22 protein-coding genes are annotated in these 23,854 nt (G+C 51.2%); 15 read left to right on the top strand and 7 right to left on the bottom strand.

The genetic code is table 11. The annotated features are described in order from the left end of the window. Nucleotides 1-9 precede the first annotated feature (9 nt). Nucleotides 10-159, bottom strand: coding sequence for a hypothetical protein (locus tag EKM96_RS10560; RefSeq protein WP_164510981.1), 150 nt, complete (start codon nucleotides 157-159; stop codon nucleotides 10-12). Nucleotides 160-1,231: 1,072 nt separating this feature from the next. Here EKM96_RS10560 and EKM96_RS06020 point away from each other — a divergent pair. Beyond that, complete coding sequence (locus EKM96_RS06020; RefSeq protein WP_318531040.1) at nucleotides 1,232-1,606, top strand: iron chaperone; 375 nt, start codon at nucleotides 1,232-1,234, stop codon at nucleotides 1,604-1,606. A gap of 24 nt (nucleotides 1,607-1,630) precedes the next feature. Then, nucleotides 1,631-4,195, top strand: coding sequence for a YfhO family protein (locus EKM96_RS06015; protein ID WP_125641178.1), 2,565 nt, complete (start codon nucleotides 1,631-1,633; stop codon nucleotides 4,193-4,195). A 61-nt stretch (nucleotides 4,196-4,256) separates the two neighbouring features. Here the strand turns inward: EKM96_RS06015 and EKM96_RS06010 are convergent, their stop codons facing one another. Together EKM96_RS06010 and EKM96_RS06005 are read right to left on the bottom strand one after the other, a co-directional pair. Continuing rightward, entirely contained in the window at nucleotides 4,257-4,775 is a 519-nt protein-coding gene (locus EKM96_RS06010) for a universal stress protein (protein WP_164510980.1), read from the bottom strand. A 24-nt stretch (nucleotides 4,776-4,799) separates the two neighbouring features. Then, a complete protein-coding gene (locus EKM96_RS06005; protein ID WP_125641173.1) occupies nucleotides 4,800-5,309 on the bottom strand; it encodes a YbhB/YbcL family Raf kinase inhibitor-like protein in 510 nt (169 codons plus the stop codon). Between the two features lie 193 nt (nucleotides 5,310-5,502). Between EKM96_RS06005 and EKM96_RS06000 the strand changes: the two genes are divergently transcribed. Further along, nucleotides 5,503-6,657 carry an ArgE/DapE family deacylase gene (locus EKM96_RS06000; RefSeq protein ID WP_125641170.1) on the top strand — a complete coding sequence of 385 codons (1,155 nt, stop codon included), beginning with the start codon at nucleotides 5,503-5,505 and terminating at the stop codon, nucleotides 6,655-6,657. Nucleotides 6,658-7,703: 1,046 nt separating this feature from the next. After that, nucleotides 7,704-8,483, top strand: a complete 780-nt coding sequence (locus EKM96_RS05995; RefSeq protein WP_382336246.1) for a potassium channel family protein — start codon at nucleotides 7,704-7,706, stop codon at nucleotides 8,481-8,483. Between the two features lie 18 nt (nucleotides 8,484-8,501). On the opposite strand, the gene EKM96_RS05990 is transcribed toward EKM96_RS05995, so the two are convergent. Further along, a complete protein-coding gene (locus tag EKM96_RS05990; RefSeq protein ID WP_125641301.1) occupies nucleotides 8,502-9,107 on the bottom strand; it encodes a BatA domain-containing protein in 606 nt (201 codons plus the stop codon). A gap of 207 nt (nucleotides 9,108-9,314) precedes the next feature. Here EKM96_RS05990 and EKM96_RS05985 point away from each other — a divergent pair, with 207 nt between their 5' ends. Then, a complete protein-coding gene (locus tag EKM96_RS05985) occupies nucleotides 9,315-10,178 on the top strand; it encodes an aldo/keto reductase (RefSeq protein WP_125641164.1) in 864 nt (287 codons plus the stop codon). On the opposite strand, the gene EKM96_RS05980 is transcribed toward EKM96_RS05985, so the two are convergent. Continuing rightward, a complete protein-coding gene (locus EKM96_RS05980; RefSeq protein WP_125641161.1) occupies nucleotides 10,179-10,568 on the bottom strand; it encodes a hypothetical protein in 390 nt (129 codons plus the stop codon). A gap of 509 nt (nucleotides 10,569-11,077) precedes the next feature. On the opposite strand from EKM96_RS05980, the gene nhaC reads away from it, so the two are divergent. The 9 genes from nhaC (at nucleotide 11,078) to EKM96_RS05935 (ending at nucleotide 19,490) form a co-directional block, all read left to right on the top strand. Then, nucleotides 11,078-12,523, top strand: a complete 1,446-nt coding sequence (nhaC, locus tag EKM96_RS05975; protein ID WP_125641158.1) for a Na+/H+ antiporter NhaC — start codon at nucleotides 11,078-11,080, stop codon at nucleotides 12,521-12,523. Nucleotides 12,524-12,841: 318 nt separating this feature from the next. Then, complete coding sequence (locus EKM96_RS05970) at nucleotides 12,842-14,419, top strand: Nramp family divalent metal transporter (RefSeq protein WP_125641156.1); 1,578 nt, start codon at nucleotides 12,842-12,844, stop codon at nucleotides 14,417-14,419. 12 nt (nucleotides 14,420-14,431) lie between these two features. After that, entirely contained in the window at nucleotides 14,432-14,863 is a 432-nt protein-coding gene (locus tag EKM96_RS05965; RefSeq protein WP_125641153.1) for a universal stress protein, read from the top strand. Between the two features lie 193 nt (nucleotides 14,864-15,056). Beyond that, entirely contained in the window at nucleotides 15,057-16,637 is a 1,581-nt protein-coding gene (locus EKM96_RS05960) for an Nramp family divalent metal transporter (protein ID WP_125641150.1), read from the top strand. Between the two features lie 2 nt (nucleotides 16,638-16,639). Continuing rightward, nucleotides 16,640-17,071 (top strand): universal stress protein, encoded by a 432-nt coding sequence (locus EKM96_RS05955; protein WP_125641148.1) that lies wholly within the window; start codon nucleotides 16,640-16,642, stop codon nucleotides 17,069-17,071. 407 nt (nucleotides 17,072-17,478) lie between these two features. Continuing rightward, nucleotides 17,479-17,946, top strand: a complete 468-nt coding sequence (locus EKM96_RS05950) for a hypothetical protein (protein WP_125641145.1) — start codon at nucleotides 17,479-17,481, stop codon at nucleotides 17,944-17,946. An 18-nt stretch (nucleotides 17,947-17,964) separates the two neighbouring features. Beyond that, on the top strand, nucleotides 17,965-18,384 hold the full coding sequence (locus tag EKM96_RS05945; protein ID WP_125641142.1) for a hypothetical protein: 420 nt from the start codon (nucleotides 17,965-17,967) through the stop codon (nucleotides 18,382-18,384). Nucleotides 18,385-18,556: 172 nt separating this feature from the next. Next, complete coding sequence (locus tag EKM96_RS05940) at nucleotides 18,557-19,015, top strand: hypothetical protein (RefSeq protein WP_125641139.1); 459 nt, start codon at nucleotides 18,557-18,559, stop codon at nucleotides 19,013-19,015. 34 nt (nucleotides 19,016-19,049) lie between these two features. Beyond that, nucleotides 19,050-19,490, top strand: a complete 441-nt coding sequence (locus EKM96_RS05935; protein ID WP_125641136.1) for a hypothetical protein — start codon at nucleotides 19,050-19,052, stop codon at nucleotides 19,488-19,490. 83 nt (nucleotides 19,491-19,573) lie between these two features. Here the strand turns inward: EKM96_RS05935 and EKM96_RS05930 are convergent, their stop codons facing one another. Both EKM96_RS05930 and EKM96_RS05925 read right to left on the bottom strand, forming a co-directional pair. Beyond that, nucleotides 19,574-20,560 carry a GMP reductase gene (locus tag EKM96_RS05930; RefSeq protein WP_125641133.1) on the bottom strand — a complete coding sequence of 329 codons (987 nt, stop codon included), beginning with the start codon at nucleotides 20,558-20,560 and terminating at the stop codon, nucleotides 19,574-19,576. A 24-nt stretch (nucleotides 20,561-20,584) separates the two neighbouring features. Further along, nucleotides 20,585-21,871: an adenylosuccinate synthase gene (locus tag EKM96_RS05925; RefSeq protein WP_125641130.1), complete on the bottom strand. Its 1,287-nt coding sequence runs from the start codon at nucleotides 21,869-21,871 to the stop codon at nucleotides 20,585-20,587. A gap of 271 nt (nucleotides 21,872-22,142) precedes the next feature. Between EKM96_RS05925 and purB the strand changes: the two genes are divergently transcribed. After that, nucleotides 22,143-23,444, top strand: a complete 1,302-nt coding sequence (gene purB, locus EKM96_RS05920; RefSeq protein ID WP_125641127.1) for an adenylosuccinate lyase — start codon at nucleotides 22,143-22,145, stop codon at nucleotides 23,442-23,444. Nucleotides 23,445-23,854: the final 410 nt, after the last annotated feature.

Here is a 23,854-nt window from a genome sequence, read left to right as displayed (position 1 = left end):
ATTAGTGATTTATCGAGGCTGTTCCTGTGAGGACGGTCTTTTTGTTTGGCTAGCGTTGGTCACGGCTTGGGCGGCCGCCGCAATGCTTGGTGACCCAAAGCCTACTAGCAGCAGTGACATCCAGACGTAGCTATACAGTCGATCAGACATTGGTCGCATGATGATGCCTCCTCTTTATGGTCAACTGTACCGAGTTTATGTGGCCATTCGATATCGTTTGTGTAAAGGTTTGGTTTTGGGTTGGTTGGAGTTGGTCAGCCTACGGCTGGCAGGTGCTCCGTCCCATGAGGCAGACCTGAAGCCTGAAAGGCGGTCTTCAGGGCGCCAGATAGCCTCAAAAACCGAGTCTATCTGGACGGCCAGTCTTCTAAGCTCGGCAGGCCCGGCCAACCTAAGAAGACCACCACGGGACTCCGCACCTGCCTTCCTTCGGCCTCTGATCCAGCACTAAATCAGCCTACGACTGGTAACCTCTGCGTTCCATGGGGCAGACCTGAAGCCTGAGAGGCGGTCTTCAGGGCGTCAGGTAGCCTCAAAGTTCGAGTCTACCTGGCGGCCAGTCTTCTAAGCCTGACAGACCCAGCCAGCCTAAGAAGACGGTCACGGAACTTCGGGCTTACCAGTCTCCGGCTTCCATCTGGCATGAGACAGTGATGAGTTCTATGGCTTTGGTTGTGGCCGAACTCGTCTAAGGAGGTCGGCCTTTTTGTGGCTTCGAGCGTGACAATAGGCTGTAGCGGGGCGTTTATATTTAAAATTAAAATAATGAGTTGTGATCAATGTTGGAATCGATGTGGCCTGAGCCTCACTTCGCGGGTTGCATAGCTATAGAGACAATTTGGATAAACGTTATTGATGTGAATCAAAGTATCGTGACCGTTGATTCTGATTGGTCTTGACTCTCACTTGTCTTGATTCTCACCAATCTAAGCCGTGAGGGCGGGCCTACAAGTACTCAGCTGTGAAATTTATCTTGGCAGAGGGAACTTCTCGGCCTAGATAAAGACCGAGCTAGGAGACTTGTGGGTTTCAAGGCTCCTAGTCGTGTCTACAGCGTTCCAGCGCTTGTAGGGCCAACCGGTAAGGCGCCAAGGAATGCCGTCGGCATTCAACTGCCAAAAGAAAAACCTTAAGGGCTGAATAAGTTCCACAACTGGGAAGGATTTCGCCACTATTTCAGGGAGTGAATGGTACAATTAGAGACATATCAAAACTATTGCGAGGTGGCAGCATGATTGCCGATTTTGAAAAATTTATTGATCAGGTTGAAGACCCAGAACACCAACAGCGGGTACGCGACGTGTTGGAATGGGTTCAGACCACCTTTCCACAGTTAGAACAACGTTACGCCTGGAACCAACCAATGTTTACGGACCACGGAACCTTTATCATTGGGTTTAGCGTGGCGAAGCCGCATATGGCCTTTGCACCAGAGGGGACGGTCATGGAAGCTTTCGACGCTGACATTCGGGCGGCACATTATAATCCAGGGAAAAAGTTTGGCCGAATCAAGTGGAGCCAACCTGTCGACTATGAGTTATTGAAACGAATCATTGAATTTAATATTGCCGATAAGGCTGACTGCACGACGTTCTGGCGAAAATAGGGGAATTTTCAAGGGGAGAGAGCCATGCGACAGCAAGAAATACGGCGCCATCATTGGCGATATCCCGTCGGAGCGGGATTAATCGCGCTCGTGATGGTCGCCGGCTTGTTTGCCATTCGGGGAATCACACCGTTTGGTGATCATAATTTATTAATTGGGGACTTAGGGGTTCAATATATCCCCTTCTTTACAGACTTTGTGCGCCTGGTTCGGGACCACGGCGCCAGTTTATTTAACTTTCATCAGGCACTCGGCGGTAGCTGGTTGCCGATCATTTCGTATTACCTCATGAGTCCATTCAATGTCTTATTGTTTTTGGTCCACAGTGCCCAAATCCCGGTGATGGTAGCCGTGATGATCATGCTTAAGATCGCCACGATGGCCGGAACCATGACGGTGTATCTGCAGAGCCACTGGCAGTTCCATCGGGCCTTTGTCATGGTCTTTGGACTCGCCTATGCCTTCTGTGGCTTCGTCACCGTGAACTTCTTTAATGTGATGTGGTTGGATGCCCTCATGTGGTTGCCACTGGTCGCCTGGGGACTCGACAACTTTGTGGCGACTCGGCGTGGTGGGGCCTATTTTGCCTGGCTTTTCGTGGCCGTTTTGACCGACTATTATTTGGGATACATGACCTGCCTGTTTGTGGTGGGGTACTTCGTCTACCTGATGATGGGAACCCGGCTGAGCGGCCAGACGCTACGCGAGTGGTGGGCCCAAGAACGTGGCTTGATAGGTCGCTTCGTGGTGACGTCACTGCTAAGCGTTGGCAGCACGTTGGCGCTACTATTACCAACGATCCTGAACATGTTAACGACGGCTAAGGCCCATCCCGGGTCGGCGGCCTTTTCACTATTTCCCACCTTTGGACTGGAATTCTTTCGGCAATTCAGCCTGGGAACCACGGACTTTTCCCAACGAATCGACCATGCGCCGGCACTGTATGTTTCCTCGCTGGTGATTTTATTGGCCATGGCCTACTTTGGCCTCAAGTCGGTGACGCGGTGGGATAAGGTCCGCGCCAGCTTGCTACTGCTATTTCTCTTTCTTGGCATGTGGTTACGCGGCTTCAATACGGTTTGGCATATGCTGGCGATGCCGGCCGGCTATCCATTCCGAAATAGCTTCTTCTTCAGCTTCGTGCTGATTATGTTAGCGGCCGGTGCCTGGCAAAATGACGTGCGCCAACTCACCGCTGCCTGGCGGTGGGGACTGCCACTCTTGCTCGCCGGACTCATGATCGGCGGGACTTGGCTGATTGCGCCGATGCAGACATGGACGCAGTCGGCCTACTATGCCAGCCTGGAACCGGTTGGCCGGCGGGTCTTGCTCGTCAGCGTGGGGTTGCTGTTGTTAACGACCATCCTGTTGTGGGAGGGCCCCAGATTCCGCGGCCTATTGGCGTTCATCGTGGTGGGGGAATTGGTGGCCAACTTTGGCCTAGCCCTAAATGGCATTGATTTTGGTCGTCAGCACACCTATGCACAGGCCGTGACGATGGCGACGAAACGACTCGCGCCCTTGACCGAGCGCCAATCGTTATCGCGAATTCGCAATGAGGCACCTACCGTGGCGGCTGGGTTTACCGGTCACTATAATCCGTATAACGACAGCATTTGGTTGGGGTACAACGGGACCGGGGCCTACAGCTCGACGATGACGGCGGCCACGGTCACCATGTCACGGCAACTGGGCCTGTTCTCGCGGAATGTCCGCCGAGTCAGCACCGCTGGGTTGTCGCCGGTGTCGGAGATGCTATTTGGCATTCGCGATAAGGTCACGCCGACCGGAACGATCGAACCCGTGGCCAGTTACAGCGGCATGGGTTTTGCGGTGCCGGATAAACTGACACGGCTACGCTTTGGCGCGGATGCCATCGCCAATCAAGAGGCCACGCTTCAAGCCCTGCGGCCGCGTCGTCAACCGTATTTCCATGACACCAAGTCGGTCGAGATTAAGACCTGGGATAACTGGCGGTCGGTGGGCCAATTGGCCGTCTTCAAGTATCATCATCGCTGGTCGATGGTGGCCCAGGCAACGGGGCGGCTTTATTTATTTGATCGGGATGGTGCCAGCAAGTATTCTTCTATGTTGGTCAATGGCCATCGCGTTCATCCGGAATACTTTGCGGATGGTCGGCCAGTGTTATTAGACCTCGGAACTTTTCGTAAGGGTCAAATGGTGACCGTGACCTTCGCCAGCTGGAATGAAAGTGTGCGGGATATTCATCTGGCGACGCTGCCGGCCGCTGGGATGGTAGCCGTGCATCGTCAGGCCCAGGCGACCTCGCTCAAGTTAACCCAGCGGCGGCATGCATTGCCGACAACGTATCAGGGACAGATGGTCAATCAGTCCGGCAATCGTTGGGCCTTCTTGAGCCTGCCGACGGAAAAGGGCTGGCGGATTAACGTGAATGGCCAACGAGTCGCGACCAAGACCGTGCTAACCGGTCTGACGGCCGTGCCGATCCGTTCCGGGATCAACGACATTCAGGTGCAGTACCAGGTGCCAGGGGGCCGATTGGGCGTCATTCTGGCGCTGATCAGTTTCCTGAGTTATCTTGATCTGTGGCATTTTCGCCGCTTATAAACGATGAAATTAAAAATGGTGTCAGCATCACGTGAAATCACGCGGTGCTGGCACCATTTTGTTATTCGGTTAATTTCGGTTGATCCTGGTTCTTGGCCAATATTTGTTTGGTATTAATCGGTTGACCGTCTTCAGTGGTTCGCACCACGAAGACGTCGATATCGGCCATCCGACTGACGTAAGCGGTCACGGATCCTTCAACCATACGGGCAACGGCACTCATCCCGGTCGCCCCGAGGACGATAAAGTCGTTGTCATGGTCGCGAACGAACTCGTGGGCAATCACGGTCTTGGGATTCCCGAACCGCACGTGAATATCGAAGTCCTTGAACCCGGTGGCGGCGGACGTGGTCTCGACCAGTGAGGTCAGGTAGTCCGTGGCATCCGTGGCCAATTCGTGAATCACGTTGCCGGGCATTGAACCACTGGCGTAGAAACCGTAGTGATTGATCCGTAAGACACTGAGCAGGTCGATATGTGCACCACTCTGTTGGGCGACGGTGACGGCCTTCTTAAGAGCCAGCTCCGCTTGAACGGAACCGTCCACGGGCACTAAGAGTCGCTGATATTTCTGTTCCATAATTAACCTTCTTTGTCTGGGAGTTTAGACGCGGCCCTTTAGAGTCAGAGTGGCTTGGTCTAAGACATGCCCGTTGATTTGGTGACGGAGGTCATTGAGCCAGAATCCGTCGGCTAAGGCGAGCTGAGTGTCCAACGCGTAGACGACCAGTTCGTAGTCGTGGTCTTCGTTGGGTGGGAAGGGTCCCGTATAGTTTTGGGTGATGGCGGGGTCGGTGTTGCCAACCAGGTGGCCACCGTTACTGTTACGGCCATGGGTGTGGGGAAGCGCATTGGTCCGGGACACGTCGGCCGGAATCTCGCGGGTGTCGCCAGGGAAATTGGCGGCGACCCAGTGAATCCAAGGAAAACCACTGACTGGCACGGCGTCAAAGTCGATCACGTAGAGCGCGAGGCTCTGGGTGTCGGCGGGAACGTCACTGAGGCTAATTGGAAAAGATTGGACGGGTTGCCCCTTATAAACGGCGGCCCCCGTTGCGTGCTTGCTGTATTCGTCTGCTAAATAACCCTGTACAGTTGGGACTTCAAGTCGCATGTAAACCCTCCTAACGATCTAGTACTAGCCTCATTATACCGCATCCCCTTCACGACCCCCTAATATTCATTAATAATGTATAAAAATACGTATAAAGAGAATAAATGTAATATATTTCCATAAAATGGTTGATTTTCGGTCATAGAGGCGTATGCTTAAAAACAATTAGTTCAGTTCAGAAAGGATGACCCATATGACACCACAAGCCAAAATTAGTATTCTCCAGCATTTAATTCAGATACCTTCCGTTAACGATCACGAGACGGACGTGGCGGACTACATCGCCAGTCTCTTTGCACCGTATCCAGAGGCCAAGGTTGAGAAGGTCCCGTTCGCTAAGAACCGCGACAATCTCGTGGTGACGATTGGTAATCCCGATGGGCCGCAAATCGGACTCTGTGGCCATATGGACGTCGTGGACGCTGGGGATGCCAGCGCCTGGAGTCATGATCCCTTTGCCGGTGACGTTGTCGGCGACCAGCTATTTGGCCGGGGTGCTTCGGATATGAAGAGTGGTCTCGGGGCCATCGTCATTACCATGTTGGAGTTCCTGGAACAGGGGACGCCATTGAAAGGGAGTATTCGGCTCCTAGCTACCGTTGGTGAGGAAACCGGCGAGTATGGTGCCGCCAAGCTCACTGATGAAGGCTACGCTGACCATTTGGCAGGCCTGGTGATTGCCGAACCCAGCGGCCTGGATAATGCGGTCTACACGGCTCGTGGGGTGATTGACTACAAGATTATCTCGACGGGGAAGGCCAGCCACAGTGCCCAGCCTGAGAAGGGTGTCAACGCCATCGATAACTTGATGAAATTTTATAACGCGGTTGGTCCTATCATGGCCAAGCACGACCAGACCGACCCGGTCTTGGGCAGCCTGTTACATAACGTGGACTTGATCTCCGGTGGGGAGCAGATTAATTCAATTCCAGCTCATGCCGAATTAATGGCCAACATGCGGACGATTCCAGCCTATCCTAACCAGGTCATCTACGACGAGTTAGAGGCGTTAGTGGCGAAGCTAAATGCGGAACCTGACGTGCAGTTGGAACTGAGTTATAGCTATCCAGAAGAAGCCATTCCGGGTGATCCGGACGCCCCACTGGTCCAATTGGCCAAGCAGATTAGCGACGACATCTGCGGGCACGACACCAAGATTGTGGGTTCCGGTGGTGCGAACGATGGCGCCGAATTCTTGCGGGCCAAGGCCGACTTTACCAGTATCGAAATTGGTCCCGGCAGCAACACCTCGCATCAGGTGGACGAATATATTTCCATCAAAGAGTATCTTCAAGCGGTCGAGGTTTACAAGGCCCTGGTCCCAGCATTCTTTGATTCTTTAGACTAATGGGTTGTGTGTTGTTGGTCGCCTACGGCGGCCAGGGCGGCAGCCAGCCGTGGGGACGCTTCAGCCTGGGAAGCGGGCTTCCGACTCGACTTGAAGCCACGAAAGACCCGTGTCTCCAAGGTCGCCCGTGGAGTAAACTAGCCCAAAACGCTAGTCAACACCACTTTCACTGGCTGACTACCTCCCTGACCTTCTTCGGCTAACAGTAGTGTTCTGTCATCTCGATGGGGTGTTCTGGATGCCGATGGTTGTGGTACTGTTTTTGTTTTTAGACTGGATAATGGTCGCCTACGGCGGCCAGGGCGGCAGCCAGCCGTGGGGACGCTTCAGCCTGAGGAGCGGGCTTCCGACTCGACTTGAGGCCACGAAAGACTCGTGTCTCCAAGGTCGCCCGTGGTGTAAACTAGCGAAAAATGCTAGTCAACACTACCTTCACTGGCTGACTACCTCCCTGACCTTCTTCGGCTAACAGAAGTGCTCTGTCAGCTCAATTGGATTAAGTGATAAGTGAACAAATAGCGGCCTGTCGATCCATCTGGATCGGCAGGCCGCTTTCGCGTGGAATATTTATATCATTGATTGATTAGGTTGGTTTCCTGATAACGGCAGATGGCAGATGTTTTAGTATCTGTGGCCAGTTAGACTGATGTCAGGCAATGTTGGGTTTCGCCGATCTAAGCCGTGAGGGCGGTCGGTAGGTGGCTCAGCCATGAAATTATTCTTAGCTTGGGTGATCTTCCCAAGGTTAGAATAAGACCGGCCTTTGAGACCGCTCTTTGGCTCAAAGCTGTGTCCATGGCGTTCCGGCCACCTACCGGCCAACCGGTAAGGCGCCCAGAACGACCGCAGGTCGTTCCAACATCTTCGTGACCTTGCGGTCCCGATTTTAGCTAAGATTAAGCAATGAAGCCCTGCAATCATTGGGGCGCAAAATATTAAGATTCTGGATAGAATGGGGTCAAACTGTTAAAAAACGTTAACGGAAGCTGGTATTTTTAATAAAACAGCTTATATTTAAAAGTAATTAGCTAGAGGGGGAAGGGGAAATCATGGCCAGGCATCGAGTAAAGAAGTCCTTGATTGCTTATCATGTGATCGTCACTGTCCTGACGTTTTGGTCAGTCGGTAACGTGTTACTAATGCTTCTGAAATTCGGGGACTATCACGTGGAAGCCAGGATTAACAATGGGTTGCTGATCGCGTTTGCCCTGGATTATTTGTGGCGCTTGATTCATGCGCACGACCGAAAGATATTCTTGATTCAATCGACCTTTGATCTCTTGGGGATTATTCCCATGCATCCCGTCTTTGCCTTCTTTCGACTCGGACGGTTGGTGCGGTTGATTCGGTTTCACCATCTCTTTTGGAAGATGCGGATCGCCGGCAAGTGGACGCGAATCTATCACCGGTTTATCTATAAGACGGGTTTTATTTACCTGTTCTCAATTAGTGTCGCCATAATTGTTTTGAGTGCCTTTCTGTTTTCTATTTCGGAGAAACAGACGTTGGGTAACTCCCTGTGGTGGGCCATCACGACGGCGACCACCGTTGGGTATGGGGATGAAACCCCGCATACCGCCTTCGGGAAAATCGTGGCGAGCTTCCTAATGGTCGGTGGGATCGGTTTTATTGGTTTGTTAACCAGTACGATTACCGGGTTCATTACCAAACGAGCCGCCCAATCCTCGGCGGCCGAAGAAAGCCAAGAGAAGGATGAACTCCCCATCTTAATGGCTAAGATCGATACGTTGACGGGGAAGGTCGACGACCTACAAACCAAGTTGGATGCCTTGGAAAAACCAGATAACAAAAAAACGAAGTCCTAGAAGGACTTCGTTCATTGACTAGTGAACAAACTGTAAATTGTAATTCCCTTGACCATCGGAAGTGATGGTGTAGGTGGTATAACCGGCCTGCAGCCATGAATTCTTCGACGCTTGTGCCCAGTTTTGCGCATCGGCAACGGAAGAGAACGTGTGGGTCGTTGAGAATTGATCGTCGTCCGAATCCTTCTTCTTCGAGGAACTCGAGGCGGAAGCAGAGGACTTAGTCGTCGCCTGATCGAGGAGCTTTTGTTCCCGCGATTGGACGGCGCTATTTGATTCGGCATTAATGATGTTCTGCAACTTCTGTTTCTGCGTTACCGTAATGCCATTATCGTTGTATTGCTCGTATTTATCTTGAAAACTCTCATAGGCGGATTGCTCCGAGGCCGATGAGTTTTTGGCGGCAACAGATGAGCTGTTGCTGGAAGAAGCCGCTGTGTTTGAAGCGGCATTGTTATGATGGTTGATGGCTAAAACCAGCAGGACCGCGATAGCCAGGGTTAAGAGCGTCAAAATCCAAGGCCACCAGCGCCGCGGCTTTTTAGGCCGTTGGCGGGTCGCTTGATCGTTGCCCTGATTGAAGTTATACCGTTGTACGCGTGATTTTGGTTCTTGGTTGTTCAACTGAAAAACCTCCATGTCCAGAAACGGTGTGAAAAAACAAGCTTGCCGCTAAGACGACAAACTACCACACCCTCCATAATACCGCAAAACCCCTATGGAAGACAATGATCGCCCCGATTTTCATAAATTTCAACACTTTCAATTCACGAAAAACGCCAGTCTATTGTATGATGGAAAGGGATTAAAGTTTGAAAGGTGGTTTTTATTTTGCATAATGATATTCCAGAATTACCGTTAAATAACGGCAATCAGATTCCACAATTGGGCCTGGGTGTGTTCCAAGTTGATAACGCTGCGGACACCAAGGATTCCATCAAGTGGGCGCTGGCTGCTGGTTACCGCCACATCGATACCGCTGCCTACTATGGCAATGAACAGTGGGTGGGTGAAGCCATTCGCGAGAGCGACGTTAAGCGTGAGGATGTCTTCGTAACGTCCAAGCTCTGGAACAGTGTCCGGGGCTACGACGAGACCAAGCAAGCCTTCCAAGACTCCTTAGACCGCTTAGGTTTCGACTATCTCGATATGTTCCTCATTCACTGGCCAGCGCCCGGCTACCTGGAAAGCTGGCGCGCCATGGAAGACCTGTACAAGGCCGGCAAGATTAAGAATATTGGGGTCTCCAACTTCAATCAGAAACAGATGGACGATATCCTGGAAAACGGCACGGTGAAGCCCGTCGTTGACCAAATCGAAACGCACCCCTACCTCCAACAAGACGAGATGCATGCCTACCTTGAAAGCAAGGGGATTCTGCATGAAGCCTGGAGCCCACTGGGTGGCGGGAGCAACAATGCCCTGACCAATCCCGTGATCAGCGAATTGGCTGCGGCCCACGACGTTAGTGCGGCCCAAATCATCTTACGCTGGCACGTTCAACGCGAAGAAATCGTGATTCCAAAGTCGATTCACGAGGCCCGCGTTCAACAAAACCGCGACATCTTTGCCTTTGGCTTGGATGAGGATGAAATGAAGGCCATTGCCGCCCTCGACGCCGGCAAACGGGTGGGTCCTGACCCAGACGATGCCGCCTGGTTAAAGCAATCCCAAAGTTACTCGGGTCGTAAATAATTAGTTAAATGGTGGGATATTCGCCTGTTGGGCCCGGTCAACCAAGGTTTCCGTGAGTTGGTTGGTCACGCTAATGGGAATCCCGATGAAGGGACTCAAGAGGTTCGGCCGATCAGGGTCGGGCACGTCTTGGGTGTCCTTCAGATTTGGAACGAGTGAAGCTAGGTCTGCCTTGTGCAGGTCTAGCTTTTTTGCGTAGTAGATGACTTCTCGGTAACTGACGTTCTTGAAGTAGAAGTAGTAGCAGAGTCCGGCGACCGCCACGACCCAGAAGATCGTCCATTGAAGACCGATGCGAGCTGGGTTTAAGAAGCCGATCGCGATTGCCGCCAGGACAAAGACCACGTAGATGGCGACGCTGATGGCCGCCCAGCGATGTTTAGTCGTCAAGCCTGGCACCTCATTTCTTAGTTAGGATGTTCCTAGTGTACGGGGTTCCACGACGGGTTTCAAGCCGTCACTGATAAAATGTCGAAATTATTTGTGGCGGCGTCAGACCGCGGTGGCCAAGTCATTAAGGGCGATCACAGTGGCTAGTTGAAAAATAATATTTAGATTAGAGGTTGACGACCTTTTCTCATCATGCTATTATCAAAGGCAATCGAATAACGAACGCTAATTTCCATTACCAAGTAGCGTGTCATCTGTGCGTAAGAGAGTCGGTGGTTGCTGCGAACCGATCAGGATGATTACGACGAAATACAGTGGAATGTCCTGGTACGCCAGGCGGAAAAAGACTAGATCCGTTACCTTCTAGAGAGTGGAATTACTGGGTCTAGAACCAGTGATTCAAGTTGGGTGGTACCACGGTTGAGTCTAATCGTCCCTGTTGCATAGTTGCAGCGGGGACGATTTTTTTATTACATAAATTAGCAGAGATTATAAGAGGAGCGATTAGAATGAAAGAACAATCAGAGAAAAAGAATTGGCGGCCGGTTAAGTTTGGCGAAGCCCTAGCTATTTTGTTAATCATGTTGTTGGTCATGGGAACCGGCGTTATCAAGTTTGGTCTTTCCCCAACCACACCCGTGTTATTGGTCATCGCCTTGGTTATTCTGTGGTCCAAGATTCGCGGGGCCGACTGGGATACCATTCACGACGGCATCATCGACGGGATTAAGACCGGGATTATTCCCATCTTTATCTTCCTGTTAATCGGGGCCCTCATCAGTGTCTGGATTGCCGCGGGGATTATTCCTTCCATGATGGTCTTCGGGTTCCACCTGATTTCCGCTCAATGGTTCGTACCGTCCGTCTTCCTGGTTTGTGCCATTATCGGGACGTCCATCGGGAGTGCCTTCACCATCATCTCCACGATTGGGATTGCCCTCTTCGGGATGGGGACCACGATGGGCTTCAACCCAGCCTTAGTTGCTGGGGCCATCATCTCCGGGGCCATCTTCGGTGATAAGACCTCACCACTTTCCGACTCGACCAACCTGGCCTCTGCCATCGCCGAATCCGAGTTATTTGCCCACATCAAGAACCTCATGTGGTCCACGATTCCCGCATTCTTCGTTTCTTTAATCCTGTACTTCTTCTTAGGGACTGGCGCTTCCGATGCCAATGCCTTAACTAAAATCAACTCGACGGTTGCCACGTTAAACAGCCACTTCACCATTACTTGGTGGGCCGCCTTACCAATCGTCCTCATGTTCGTCTGTGCCTGGCGGAAGGTCCCAGCCATCGCGACGTTGTTGTTAAACGTTGGGTTGGGGATTGTCATGATTTTTATTGAAAAGCCCTCAACAGCCTTGAGTAGTGTTGCCACCATGATCGAATCCGGTTTCGTTTCCAAGACCGGCAATGCCAGTGTCGATGCCCTGTTAACCCGTGGTGGGATTAGTGCCATGATGTCCACCGTTTCCTTAATCATCCTGACCCTGACCTTAGGGGGCCTGCTGATGAAGTTCAACATCATCCAAACGGCCATGGTACCCTTGGCCAAGCGCCTTCACAGTAATGGGTCCGTTGTGACCGCCGCCATCCTCGCCGGGATTGGGGTAAACGTCTTCGTTGGTGAACAATACCTCTCCGTTATCTTACCTGGGAAAGCCTTCAAGCAAACCTTTAACGACCGGGGCTTAGATAACTTAGCCTTGAGCCGGGTCCTTGAAGATGGTGGGACCGTCATCAACTACTTGGTTCCATGGGGCGTTGCGGCCGTCTTCGCTGCCAACACCTTGGGTGTCTCCACGTTGTCTTACCTACCATTCTGTTTCTTCAGCCTGCTGTCCCCAATCTTCTCCATCCTCAGTGGCTTCACTGGAGTTGGGTTGAAGCGGATGCCAGCTGCCGATGACCAAAGTGCGACCGCTGCCACGATGGCCGCCGACGGCCGGTAGATTGACTAGCAATAAATAAATATTTGAAACAATTTCAAGCCCGGTTCGACCAGTTGAAAGCTAGTCGGACCGGGCTTTTTTGCTGATCTAAAAGTTAACACTTATTCTGATAAAAGTTATTCATGCCTAAAAAAGTGTTTACCTAACTTGAAAGTTGCGTTACCCTGATAGGTGTTGGAAGACGTTTGGTTCTTCCACAACCGCCGCAACGGTTAACCCATCAGGGATCGGTTGATCGCAGGGCCATTCGTGATTTATTTAAGGAGGAACCATCCGTAACAGAAACGATATCTGAGAAAAAAGGGAGGGCTTTTTACCATGAGTGATTCGGTAAAGAAGCATAAGTTAATCGAGTACGCTAACGGCCCATCGTTGGGAGAAATCAACGGGACCGTTAAAGTACCAAAAAATATGGGATTTTGGAAAACATTGTTCGCCTACTCTGGGCCTGGTGCCTTAGTCGCAGTGGGGTACATGGATCCCGGTAACTGGTCAACATCCATTACCGGTGGGCAAAATTTCCAGTACCTACTGATGTCTGTTATCTTGATCTCAAGTTTGATTGCGATGTTGTTGCAATACATGGCGGCTAAACTTGGTATCGTGAGTCAGATGGATTTGGCCCAAGCTATTCGGGCCCGGACCAGTAAGACGCTCGGTGTGATTCTCTGGATCCTAACGGAATTTGCCATTATGGCGACCGACATCGCCGAAGTTATTGGGGCAGCGATTGCCCTGTACCTATTATTCAATATTCCGCTAATCATTGCGGTTTTCATTACGGTATTTGATGTCTTGCTATTATTGTTATTGACCAAGATTGGTTTCCGTAAGATTGAAGCCATCGTGGTTTGCCTGATCCTGGTTATTCTGTTTGTCTTCGTCTATCAAGTGGCGCTGTCAAATCCCGACTGGGGTGGCGTTATCCGGGGCTTGGTCCCAACGGGCAAGACCTTCTCCAGCAGTATTAAGGTTGGCGGCATGACCCCAATGAGTGGGGCCTTAGGGATTATTGGGGCGACGGTTATGCCCCATAACCTCTACCTACACTCCGCCATTTCACAAACGCGGGCCATTGACCACAACGATGAAGAAGACATCGCGCGGACGGTGAAGTTTGCCGGCCTGGATTCTAACATCCAATTGACGTTTGCCTTCTTCGTTAACGCCTTACTCCTCATCATGGGGGTAGCCGTCTTCAAGACGGGGGCCGTTAAGGATCCTTCTTTCTTCGGTCTGTTCCATGCGTTGTCAGATACGGCAACCATGAGTAACGGCTTACTAAGCAGTGTGGCGCGCACCGGGATTCTGTCTACATTGTTTGCCGTGGCCTTGTTGGCATCAGGACAAAACTCCACGATTACCGGGACCTTAACCGGTCAAGTCATCATGGAAGGTTTCGTCCACATGCGGATGCCCCTCTGGTTACGGCGGTTGGTCACCCGGTTGATTTCCGTGGTGCCCGTCCTCATCTGTGTCATGATGACCAGCGGCAAGAGTGCCGTTGACGAACACGTGGCGCTAAACGATTTGATGAACAACTCCCAAGTCTTCCTGGCCTTCGCCTTACCATTCTCGATGCTGCCATTGTTAATGATGACGGATAGTCGGGCTGAAATGGGTGATCGATTCAAGAACTCGTTGTGGCTGAAGATTCTGGGGTGGATTTCGGTTGTCGGCCTGACGGTCCTCAACATGGAAAGCCTGCCCGATGCGATTAAGGGCTTCTTCGGGGATGGCATCACGCCAGCTCAGGCTGACCTGTCTAACTGGATTGCCTATGCCTTGATTGTCGCCGTGCTGGCCTTATTGGTTTGGACGTGTGTGGAACTTCACCACGGGAATCAACGGTTGGCTAAGGAACAAGCTGCTAAGCAGGCAGCACTCACGGAATAGGGGGAATCAACCATGGCAACAACTTTCAAACGAATCTTAGTTGGGGTCGATGACTCGGCGGATGCCTTGTTAGCCTTCGACTATGCCATTCATCAAGCAATCAAGGACGACGCGGAATTAATCATTGTCTCGGTCTTGGAAAACGATGAAATGAACATCTACCAAGCCCTAAGTAGCGATTATATTCATGGGGAACGCGGTGACCTGGAACAACACGTCCAAAAGTATCGGCAACAAGCGGTCGATGCCGGCGTGGCCAACGTTCGCGCAATGATTGCCGAAGGGGAACCAGGGGAAACCATTGTGAAGGATGTCATTCCTCACGTGGAACCAGATTTACTCGTCATTGGGTCGTTGGCCAAGAAGGGTGTCAGTCGCCACTTCGGTAGCCAAGCCGCCTACATGGCCAAGTACGCGCCTATTTCAGTGATGGTCGTTCGGTAGGGGTCTGAAAATTAAATGAGTTATCGTAGCCGGGTTCAGCGTGAAATGCGTTGAGACCGGCTTTTGTGTCCCCCTGGAAAATCTTAAGGATCGCCTGATTAAGAATGATTGGGCAAAAGTTCCCAGGTCGTTCAGTCATGAGCGTAGACTAACGGCATGGCCGGAAAAACGGTCAGAAGGGGGCGTGGATCACATGGATAAGGGGAAAGAAAAGAAACACAAGTTGATTCAGTATGCCAATGGCCGATCCTTGGCAGAAATTAATGGGACGGTGAAGGTGCCCAAGGATCTCGGTTTTTGGAAAACGTTGTTTGCCTACTCCGGACCAGGCGCGTTGATTGCGGTGGGGTATATGGATCCGGGGAATTGGTCAACTTCGATAACAGGTGGCCAAAACTTCCAGTACCTATTGATGTCTGTTATCTTAATGTCAAGTTTGATCGCGATGCTGCTACAATACATGGCGGCTAAACTTGGCATCGTGAGTCAGATGGACTTGGCTCAAGCCATTCGGGCAAGAACGAGCAAGGCACTGGGAATTGTGTTGTGGATCCTAACGGAGTTTGCCATCATGGCCACCGACATTGCCGAAGTCATTGGGGCGGCGATCGCGCTGTACCTGTTGTTCGACATTCCACTGGTCATCGCCGTGTTCATTACGGTCTTTGACGTCCTGTTACTCTTGTTGCTGACCAAGGTTGGCTTTCGAAAAATCGAGGCCTTGGTTGTTTGTCTCATCATGGTCATTCTCTTTGTTTTCGTGTACCAAGTTGCCCTGTCGAATCCGGACTGGGGTGGCGTCGTTAAGGGCCTGATCCCTACGGCGGCGACCTTCTCGACCGGTAAACGGGTCGGTGGGATGACGGCACTGGATGGCTCCCTAGGGATTATTGGGGCGACCGTCATGCCCCATAACCTCTATCTGCATTCGGCCATTTCGCAAACGCGGTCGGTTGATCACAATGACGAGGACGACGTGGCCCGCACCGTGAAGTTTGCTGGCCTGGATTCCAACATCCAGTTGACCTTTGCCTTCTTCGTCAATGCGCTGTTGTTAATCATGGGGGTGGCCGTCTTCAAGACCGGCGCCGTTAAGGACCCTTCCTTCTTCGGGTTGTTTCACGCGCTGTCGGATACCACGACCATGAGTAATGGCGTTCTGAGTAGCGTGGCGCGGACGGGGATTCTTTCCACGCTGTTTGCCGTGGCCCTGCTGGCCTCCGGGCAAAATTCAACGATTACCGGGACCCTGTCCGGGCAAGTCATCATGGAAGGTTTCGTTCACATGCGGATGCCGTTATGGCTGCGGCGCCTGGTAACCCGGCTCCTGTCCGTCATTCCCGTATTAATCTGTGTGATGTTGACGAGTGGGAAGAGTGCGGTGGACGAACACGTGGCCTTGAATGATTTGATGAATAATTCGCAGGTTTTCCTGGCCTTTGCCCTGCCGTTCTCGATGTTGCCGCTGCTCATGATGACCGATAGTAAGGTTGAAATGGGCGACCGCTTCAAGAATTCATGGTGGCTCAAGATTCTGGGGTGGTTCTCCGTGATTAGCCTGACGGCATTGAACATGGAAGGCATGCCGGGCCAGGTCGAAGGTTTCTTTGGGGATAGCCTTACCGGCGGTCAAAAGGCCTTGGCCGATGGGATCGCCTATGGCTTAATTGCAATTGTGCTGGCGCTCTTAACCTGGACCGTGGTGGAATTACATCATGGGAATAAGGCTTATGCGGCGGCACAAACGGCGAAAAATGAACAACGGGAGGAATAGGTATGGCCACAACTTTTAAACGGATTTTGGTAGGGGTCGATGATTCGGCGGACGCGCTCTTAGCTTTTGACTACGCGATTCATCAGGCCAAGCGCGATCACGCGGAGTTGGTGATTGTCTCCGTTTTGGAAAATGACGACATGAATGTTTATCAGGCACTAGACCGGGACTTCGTCCATGGGGAATACACTGACCTGGAAGACCACGTCAAGAAGTATCAGAAGCAGGCGGAAGCCGCCGGCGTGGAAGATGTTCGCATGATGATTGCGGAGGGGGAACCTGGCGAAACCATCGTGAAGGAAGTTATTCCAGATGTGAAGCCGGACATCTTGATTGTCGGCTCCCTGGCCAAGAAGGGCGTCCGTCGGCACTTCGGTAGCCAGGCCGCCTACATGGCCAAGTACGCCCCGATCTCGGTGATGGTGGTGCGGTAGTGGGTTTGGTTTAAAGATCTAGGTCAAAGTCTTAGACGACATTACCTGTGCCGTCCTGCGGGTGCCCTTGGGCCGGAACGCGGTGGGCATGACTTAGAGCCAAAGAGCGGTCTCTAAGGTCAGCCTTTGCCTAAGTCGAGCAACCCACTCGCCTAAGCCAAACGACACCACTGGGCCCAGGCACCCTCCGGACTCGTCGTGGTTGCTCAAGCTAATCTAGATTATAAAACACCCGTCAATGATTGGATTGGCGGGTGTTTTAGCGCTTCTGATCTTTATTCTTTAATCGTTCGGGACTTAGATCACGGTCGACCGTGGATAATTAAGCAGCTTGATGGTCGATTTCTTGCCCGATTCCCGAGGGTTCGCGGTATACTGAAGATAATTCAGGGTGGGAGGAAATTCAGATGAAGTTGGTTAAGTTGTTAGCGGTCGCCGTGGTCACACTAGGAGTTGCCGGTGGGGCCGTCGTTCCGGCAACCGCCAGTACCACAACCGTTCCCAAGGCCTTGCGGGGAACCTATTATACCTATCAGGGCCATCATAAGTGGGTCTCCTTAAAGGTGGCAGCGCACAAGGTGACGCTGCATTATCCCGGTTCGAAGTCGGAGGTGCTGACGCCGAATGCGAAGAACAAGGCTAAACGGTTGTCCTATAAGAAGAAGGGCAAGTATTTTACCTTTAACTCGAAAATCACCTTTGCGGAACAGAGTTCTTTTCCCAAGGACGGCATGAAGCTAACCTCGCGTAAGATTGGCAAGAAACACTACCAGGTGATTCGGGGCTATTCGAACCGTTACCAATACGACTTCATTAAGGGTAAAAAGGTGAACAATGCCTATAACCATCTGGTTAAGGGAGCCTATTTAAGTTAGAAATAGAGGGCGAGTCACATGCAAATTTTACGAATGGTCACCGTTGCTGGGGTGGCCTTAAGTCTGATTGGTGGGACCGGTGTAACGGCGGCCGCCAGTTCGACGACGGTGCCCAAGTCAATCCGTGGGACCTATTACAGTTATGGTCATCTCGATGCCAAAATGATAATCTCTGCGCATAAGGTGACGTTGAAACTGAAGGGGACAAAACCCTTCGTCCTGACGTCTAAGGCGAAGCATCCGGCTAAACGCATTCGCTATAAAAAGACTGGCAAATATTTCAAGCTTGCTAAGGGGAAATATTTTCCCAGTGATAAGTTGCGTCTCGTCAAAGTAACCGTCGATGGTAAAAAATACCAGGCCCTACGGAATTATACGGGTAAATATGAATGGAATTATATCAAGGGGACCAAGCTAAGCTGGGGACTTTTGAATTAGTGACGGTCGATAGCGGCCTGTCTCGGCGTTTGCTGGGGCAGGCTTTTTGTGACCGATCAAGGCTATCTGCTTTTGGTGGATAATAATTTACCCATTTCATAATTAAATTACTAGTTTCATTTTGGCAAAATCGCAGTATACTTAAAATAATTCAGGTAAGGAGGAGATTCATGTGAAACTTGTTAAGTTATTGGCGGTTGCCACGGTGTCATTAGGGGTAGTCGGGGCTTCGGTTGTCCCAGCATCTGCTAGCGCGACGACGGTTCCCAAGAAATTACGCGGTACATATTATGCCTACCAAGGCTACAATTCATGGGATAAATTAAAGATTTCTAAGCACTCGGCCTACATTAAGATTGGTTCGGACAAGGCGTTCAAGCTGACCACTAAGGCCAAGAGCAAGGCTCATCGGTTATCCTATAAGAACTTTAAGTCGATGAATCGGTTCTACTTAAACTCCAAGATTAAGGTGTTGGCCGACAGTCCATTCCCAGCCGGGGGGATGCAATTAGCCTCTCGTAAGATTGGCAAGAAGCACTACAAGGTTATTCGCGGTTACCAAAGCGGTACTAAGTGGGACTTTATTAAGGGCAAGAAGGTTAAGCACATTTACCGGACTTACTTAAACTAGTTGATTTGATCATTTAGATTAGGAGGAGAGTCATTTGAAGTTAATGAAGTTGTTGGCAGTTTCTGCCGTTTCATTAGGTGTTGTCGGCGCCACGGTTGTTCCAGCAGCCGCTAGTGCAACGACCACGCCAAAGTCGATTCGTGGGAATTTTTATTCTTATCAAGGCCATCATAAGTGGACGAAGCTGAGTATTTCGGCTCATAAGGCTTCGATCAAGTATCCTGGGTATAGCGCTTTTAAACTCACCCCTAAGGCTAAGAGCAAAGCTCATCGTTTGTCCTATAAGAAATATGGTAGCGCCTTTGTCTTAAACTCAAAGATTAGTGTCGCCGCCGACAGCCCATTCCCAGAAGGCGGGATGAAACTGACTTCCCGCAAGATTGGGAAGAAGCATTACAAAGTTATTCGTGGGTACCAAATGGGATCTCAAACGGATTACATAAAAGGCAAAAAAATTGCTCATTTTTACGACTAAATAAATTAGGAAAGGCGCTGGCCACTCGGTCAGCGCCTTTTTTGCGAAAAAAACACCCACCAAATTGGCGGGTGTCGATGATTCTAATAGTTATCACCGTTCATGATGGAGCTTTTCACGATAACGTAGTCCACGGTCCGAATGTCCAAGAGGTTTCGGCCACCGGCGTAGGAGATTGAGGATTGGAGATCTTCTTGCATGGCGTGCAGTGTTTGAGAAATGTCGCCGCGGTAAGGAACCAACATCTGTTTGCCTTCCACGTTACGGTAGGCCCCTTTTTGTTTTTCAGAGGCGGAACCCCAGTATTGCTTGAATTTTCGACCGTCAATGGTCAACAGGTTACCAGGTGACTGTTCGTGGCCGGCTAACATTGAGCCAACCATGACCATGCTGGCACCGAAACGGATGGACTTGGCAATGTCACCGTTGTAGCGAATCCCACCGTCGGCGATGATTGGCTTACGAGCAGCCTTGGCGCAGAGCCGGAGGGCAGCGAGTTGCCAACCACCGGTACCGAAACCGGTCTTCAGCTTGGTAATACAAGCCTTACCGGGGCCAATGCCGACCTTGGTGGCGTCGGCACCCGCGTTTTCTAATTCACGGACGGCTTCCGGCGTACCGACGTTACCGGCGATGACGAAGCTGGTAGGCAGTTTCTCTTTGATGTGATGAATCATCCGGATCACGGCGTCACTGTGACCATGGGCGATATCGATGGTGATATAGTCCGGGGTCAGGTTGGCCGCAGCTAATTCATCGATGAAGGCGTGTTCGTCTTCCTTCACGCCAACACTGATGGAGGCAAACAAGGACTGCGCTTGCATCCGTTCGATAAAGCCGCGGCGATCGGCGGGTTGGAATCGGTGCATCACATAGAAGTAGTCATTTTGAGCCAGCCAAACGGCCAGGGGTTCATTGATGACGGTTTCCATGTTGGCCGGAACCACCGGAATCTTAAAGCGGTGGGGACCAAATTCGATGCTGGTGTCAGCTTCACTCCGGCTATCGATAATGCATTTGTTGGGAATGAGTTGGATATCTTCATAGTCAAATACTTCAGCTGGATGCAATGTTCGTCACTCCTTGATTGTAGGTTAAGCGTTCCAGACGTTTTCTAAAATGTTGGTTTGTTCCCGGTCGGGACCGACAGACAGGGTGGCAATGTCGACGCCAACCAGTTCGGCCAGTCGCTTCACGTAGTTTTGCGCGTTAACGGGAAGTTCGGCAACGGATTGGCAATGGGTAATGTCTTCCGTCCAGCCAGGGAATTCTTCGTAGATTGGTTGACAGTTTTCCAGATCAACCAGGCTAGCAGGGTAATGGTAGATGGTCTCACCGTTCAGTTCGTAGGCCTTGCAGATCTTGATGGTCTTCAGGCCGGTCAGGACGTCTAAACAGTTTAATGATAGGTTGGTCAAGCCGGAAACGCGCTTGGCATGGCGCAGAACAACACTGTCGAACCAGCCGATTCGGCGAGGCCGCTTGGTAACCGTCCCGTATTCATGGCCGGTTTCACGGATGGTGTCGCCGATTTCATCGAAGAGTTCGGTTGGGAATGGGCCGTCACCGACACGTGACGTGTAGGCCTTGCAGACCCCAACCACGTGGTCGATCTTAGTTGGGCCAACACCAGAACCAATGGTTACCCCACCGGCGACTGGGTTTGAGGAGGTGACGAATGGATAAGTCCCATGGTCGATGTCGAGCATGACCCCTTGGGCCCCTTCAAAGAGGACGTTCTTGCCAGCATCCAGGGCATCGTTGATGACAACTGATGTGTCGGTAACGTAGCCCTTTAACTGTTGACCCAAGTCATAGTAGGTCTCAAAGATATCATCAAAGTCCAAAGGTTCTTCATCGTAAAGCTTGGTTAACACGTTGTTCTTCTCAATTAAGTTCTGGCGTAACTTGTCGGCGAACACATCGTGGTCCAACAGGTCGGCTACCCGAATCCCAATTCGTTCGGCCTTGTCCATGTAAGCGGGGCCGATTCCTTTGTTGGTGGTCCCAATCTTGTTTTCCTTCATCTTTTCTTGGGCCTGGTCCAATAGGATATGGTAAGGCAGGATAACGTGGGCCCGGTTAGAAATCCGAAGATTGTCGGTGGCCACGCCGTTTTCGTGGAGATAAGCCAGTTCCTGAATTAATGATTGGGGGTTTAAGACCACGCCGTTACCAATCACGCTAATCTTGTCGGCGTAAAAAATTCCTGAAGGAATCAACCGTAATTTGAAGGTTTGATCATTGAAGACGATGGTATGACCGGCGTTGTCGCCTCCTTGGTAGCGAGCAATGACGTCAGCCTGTTCACTTAGAAAATCCGTGATCTTTCCTTTACCCTCATCGCCCCATTGACTACCAACTACAACTATTGAAGACATAACAACACCTCATCGTTTTATTTTACTGAGCCGAACGCCCAGCAAGATTTAGTGTATCAAGTTCGGAATTGAAAATCAAGGAATATACGAACGATTTTAGAAAGATTCAGTATAAAAGTTCTTATAATTGTGGGTAGAAACCAATTAGCAGTTGAACTTAAGGACTTTTATGGTATAAAAATGGGATGTTCTATGATATGATAATTACCGAAGGAAAGAACGAAAATCAAATTAATGTTCGTGTTTTAATGCAATATTGAGGAGGAATTTGATGTTAGAACGTTATACGCGTCCCGAGATGGGTCAGATTTGGTCATTAAAAAACCAATATGCATCCTGGTTAGCCGTGGAGGTGGCGATTGATGAGGCTTGGGCCAAGTTAGGCGAGGTACCTGCCGAAGACGCCGCGAAGATTCGGGCCAATGCCACCTTTGATGTTGACCGGATTGCCGAGATTGAGGCCGTGACCCATCACGATATTGTGGCGTTCACGCGTAACGTTTCCGAATCATTGGGCGCCGAACGAAAATGGATTCACTTCGGTGTGACGAGTACGGACGTTGTTGACACGGCTCAGGGATACCGGTTAAAGCAGGCCAATACGGTCTTGCGGACGGACATTGTGACCCTGATTGCGACCTTGAAGAAGCTAGCCCTTCAATATAAGGAGACCGTCATGATTGGTCGGACCCACGGGGTCCAGGCCGAGCCCACGACCTTTGGCCTGAAGATCGCTCGGTGGTATGCCGAAATGCAACGGAACCTGGACCGATTCGATCGGGCCGCCAAAGGGGTGGAGACCGGTAAAATTAGTGGGGCAGTCGGGACCTTTGCCAATGTGCCACCTGAGGTCGAGGCGTTTGTCTGTGACCAACTGGAGATTAGCGCCCAACCAATTGCTAGTCAGGTGCTGCCGCGAGACCTGCATGCGGACTACATTGCCACGATGGCCTTGATTGCCACGAGTATTGAGGAGTTTGCCACGGAAATTCGGAGCCTCCAGCGTTCCGAAATCCATGAGGTTGAGGAACATTTTAACCCCGGACAAAAGGGTTCCTCGGCAATGCCCCACAAGCGCAACCCGATTGGCTCCGAGAATGTGACCGGGTTGGCCCGGGTCATTCGTGGGACGGTGGTGACGGCTTATGAAAACGTCAGTCTGTGGCATGAACGAGACATCTCCCATTCTTCTGCCGAGCGGATGATTCTACCGGAAACGACCACCTTACTGGACTACTCGCTTCACCGATTCAATCGAATTTTAAGTCAATTGGATGTTTTCCCAGAAACGATGAAGGCTAACATGGGTCGGACCTATGGGTTAATTTACAGTCAACGACTATTATTGAAGTTGATTGAAAGTGGGCTGAGTCGTGAGGCAGCCTATGACCTGGTACAACCCTTGACGGCACAGGCTTGGGACCAGCAAATTCAATTCCGGCCATTGGTCGAGGCTAATGCTGAAATTACGGCGCGGTTGACGCCGGAGCAGATCGACGATGCCTTCGATTACCATTACCATCTTCGTCGCGTTGACTATATCTTCAACCGGCTTGGTTTGACGGAAGACTAGTTTAGAACGGATCATCGGTATTGGCCGCAGGAACCCTCCAGCAGATTTTGGGCTGGAACGCCATGGGCTCAGCTTTGAGCCCAAAGGTCGGTCTCAAAGGCTGGCCTTTCTCTAACCCCAGCAGATCACTGGGCTAAGAGAAATTTCATGGCTGAGCCCCATCTGCTTCCGGGTTCCTGCTACGATAGCTCGTCCCACCTAGTCTTAGTTAAAGGCCCGTAGTCGGCGGTGACGGGTACATTCGCGTTAAGCTGCCATAGGATAATAGATCTGAACAAAGCAATAGCGACCGTCACAAGGGTTAACTCCGTTGTGACGGTCGCTATTTTTGTGGGTTCGCTAAATTATTTGGAATCAATTTCAAGTCGTGTCCACCACGTTCCGGCCCTTCCCTGGCCAACTGGCAGGTT

Origin of the sequence: Levilactobacillus tangyuanensis, from assembly GCF_003946545.1 — a bacterium.
In the GTDB taxonomy this organism is placed as follows: Bacteria; Bacillota; Bacilli; order Lactobacillales; family Lactobacillaceae; genus Levilactobacillus; species Levilactobacillus tangyuanensis.
The sequence above is the reverse complement of the archived record's forward strand: the minus strand, read 5'-3'. Positions and strand labels throughout refer to the sequence as shown.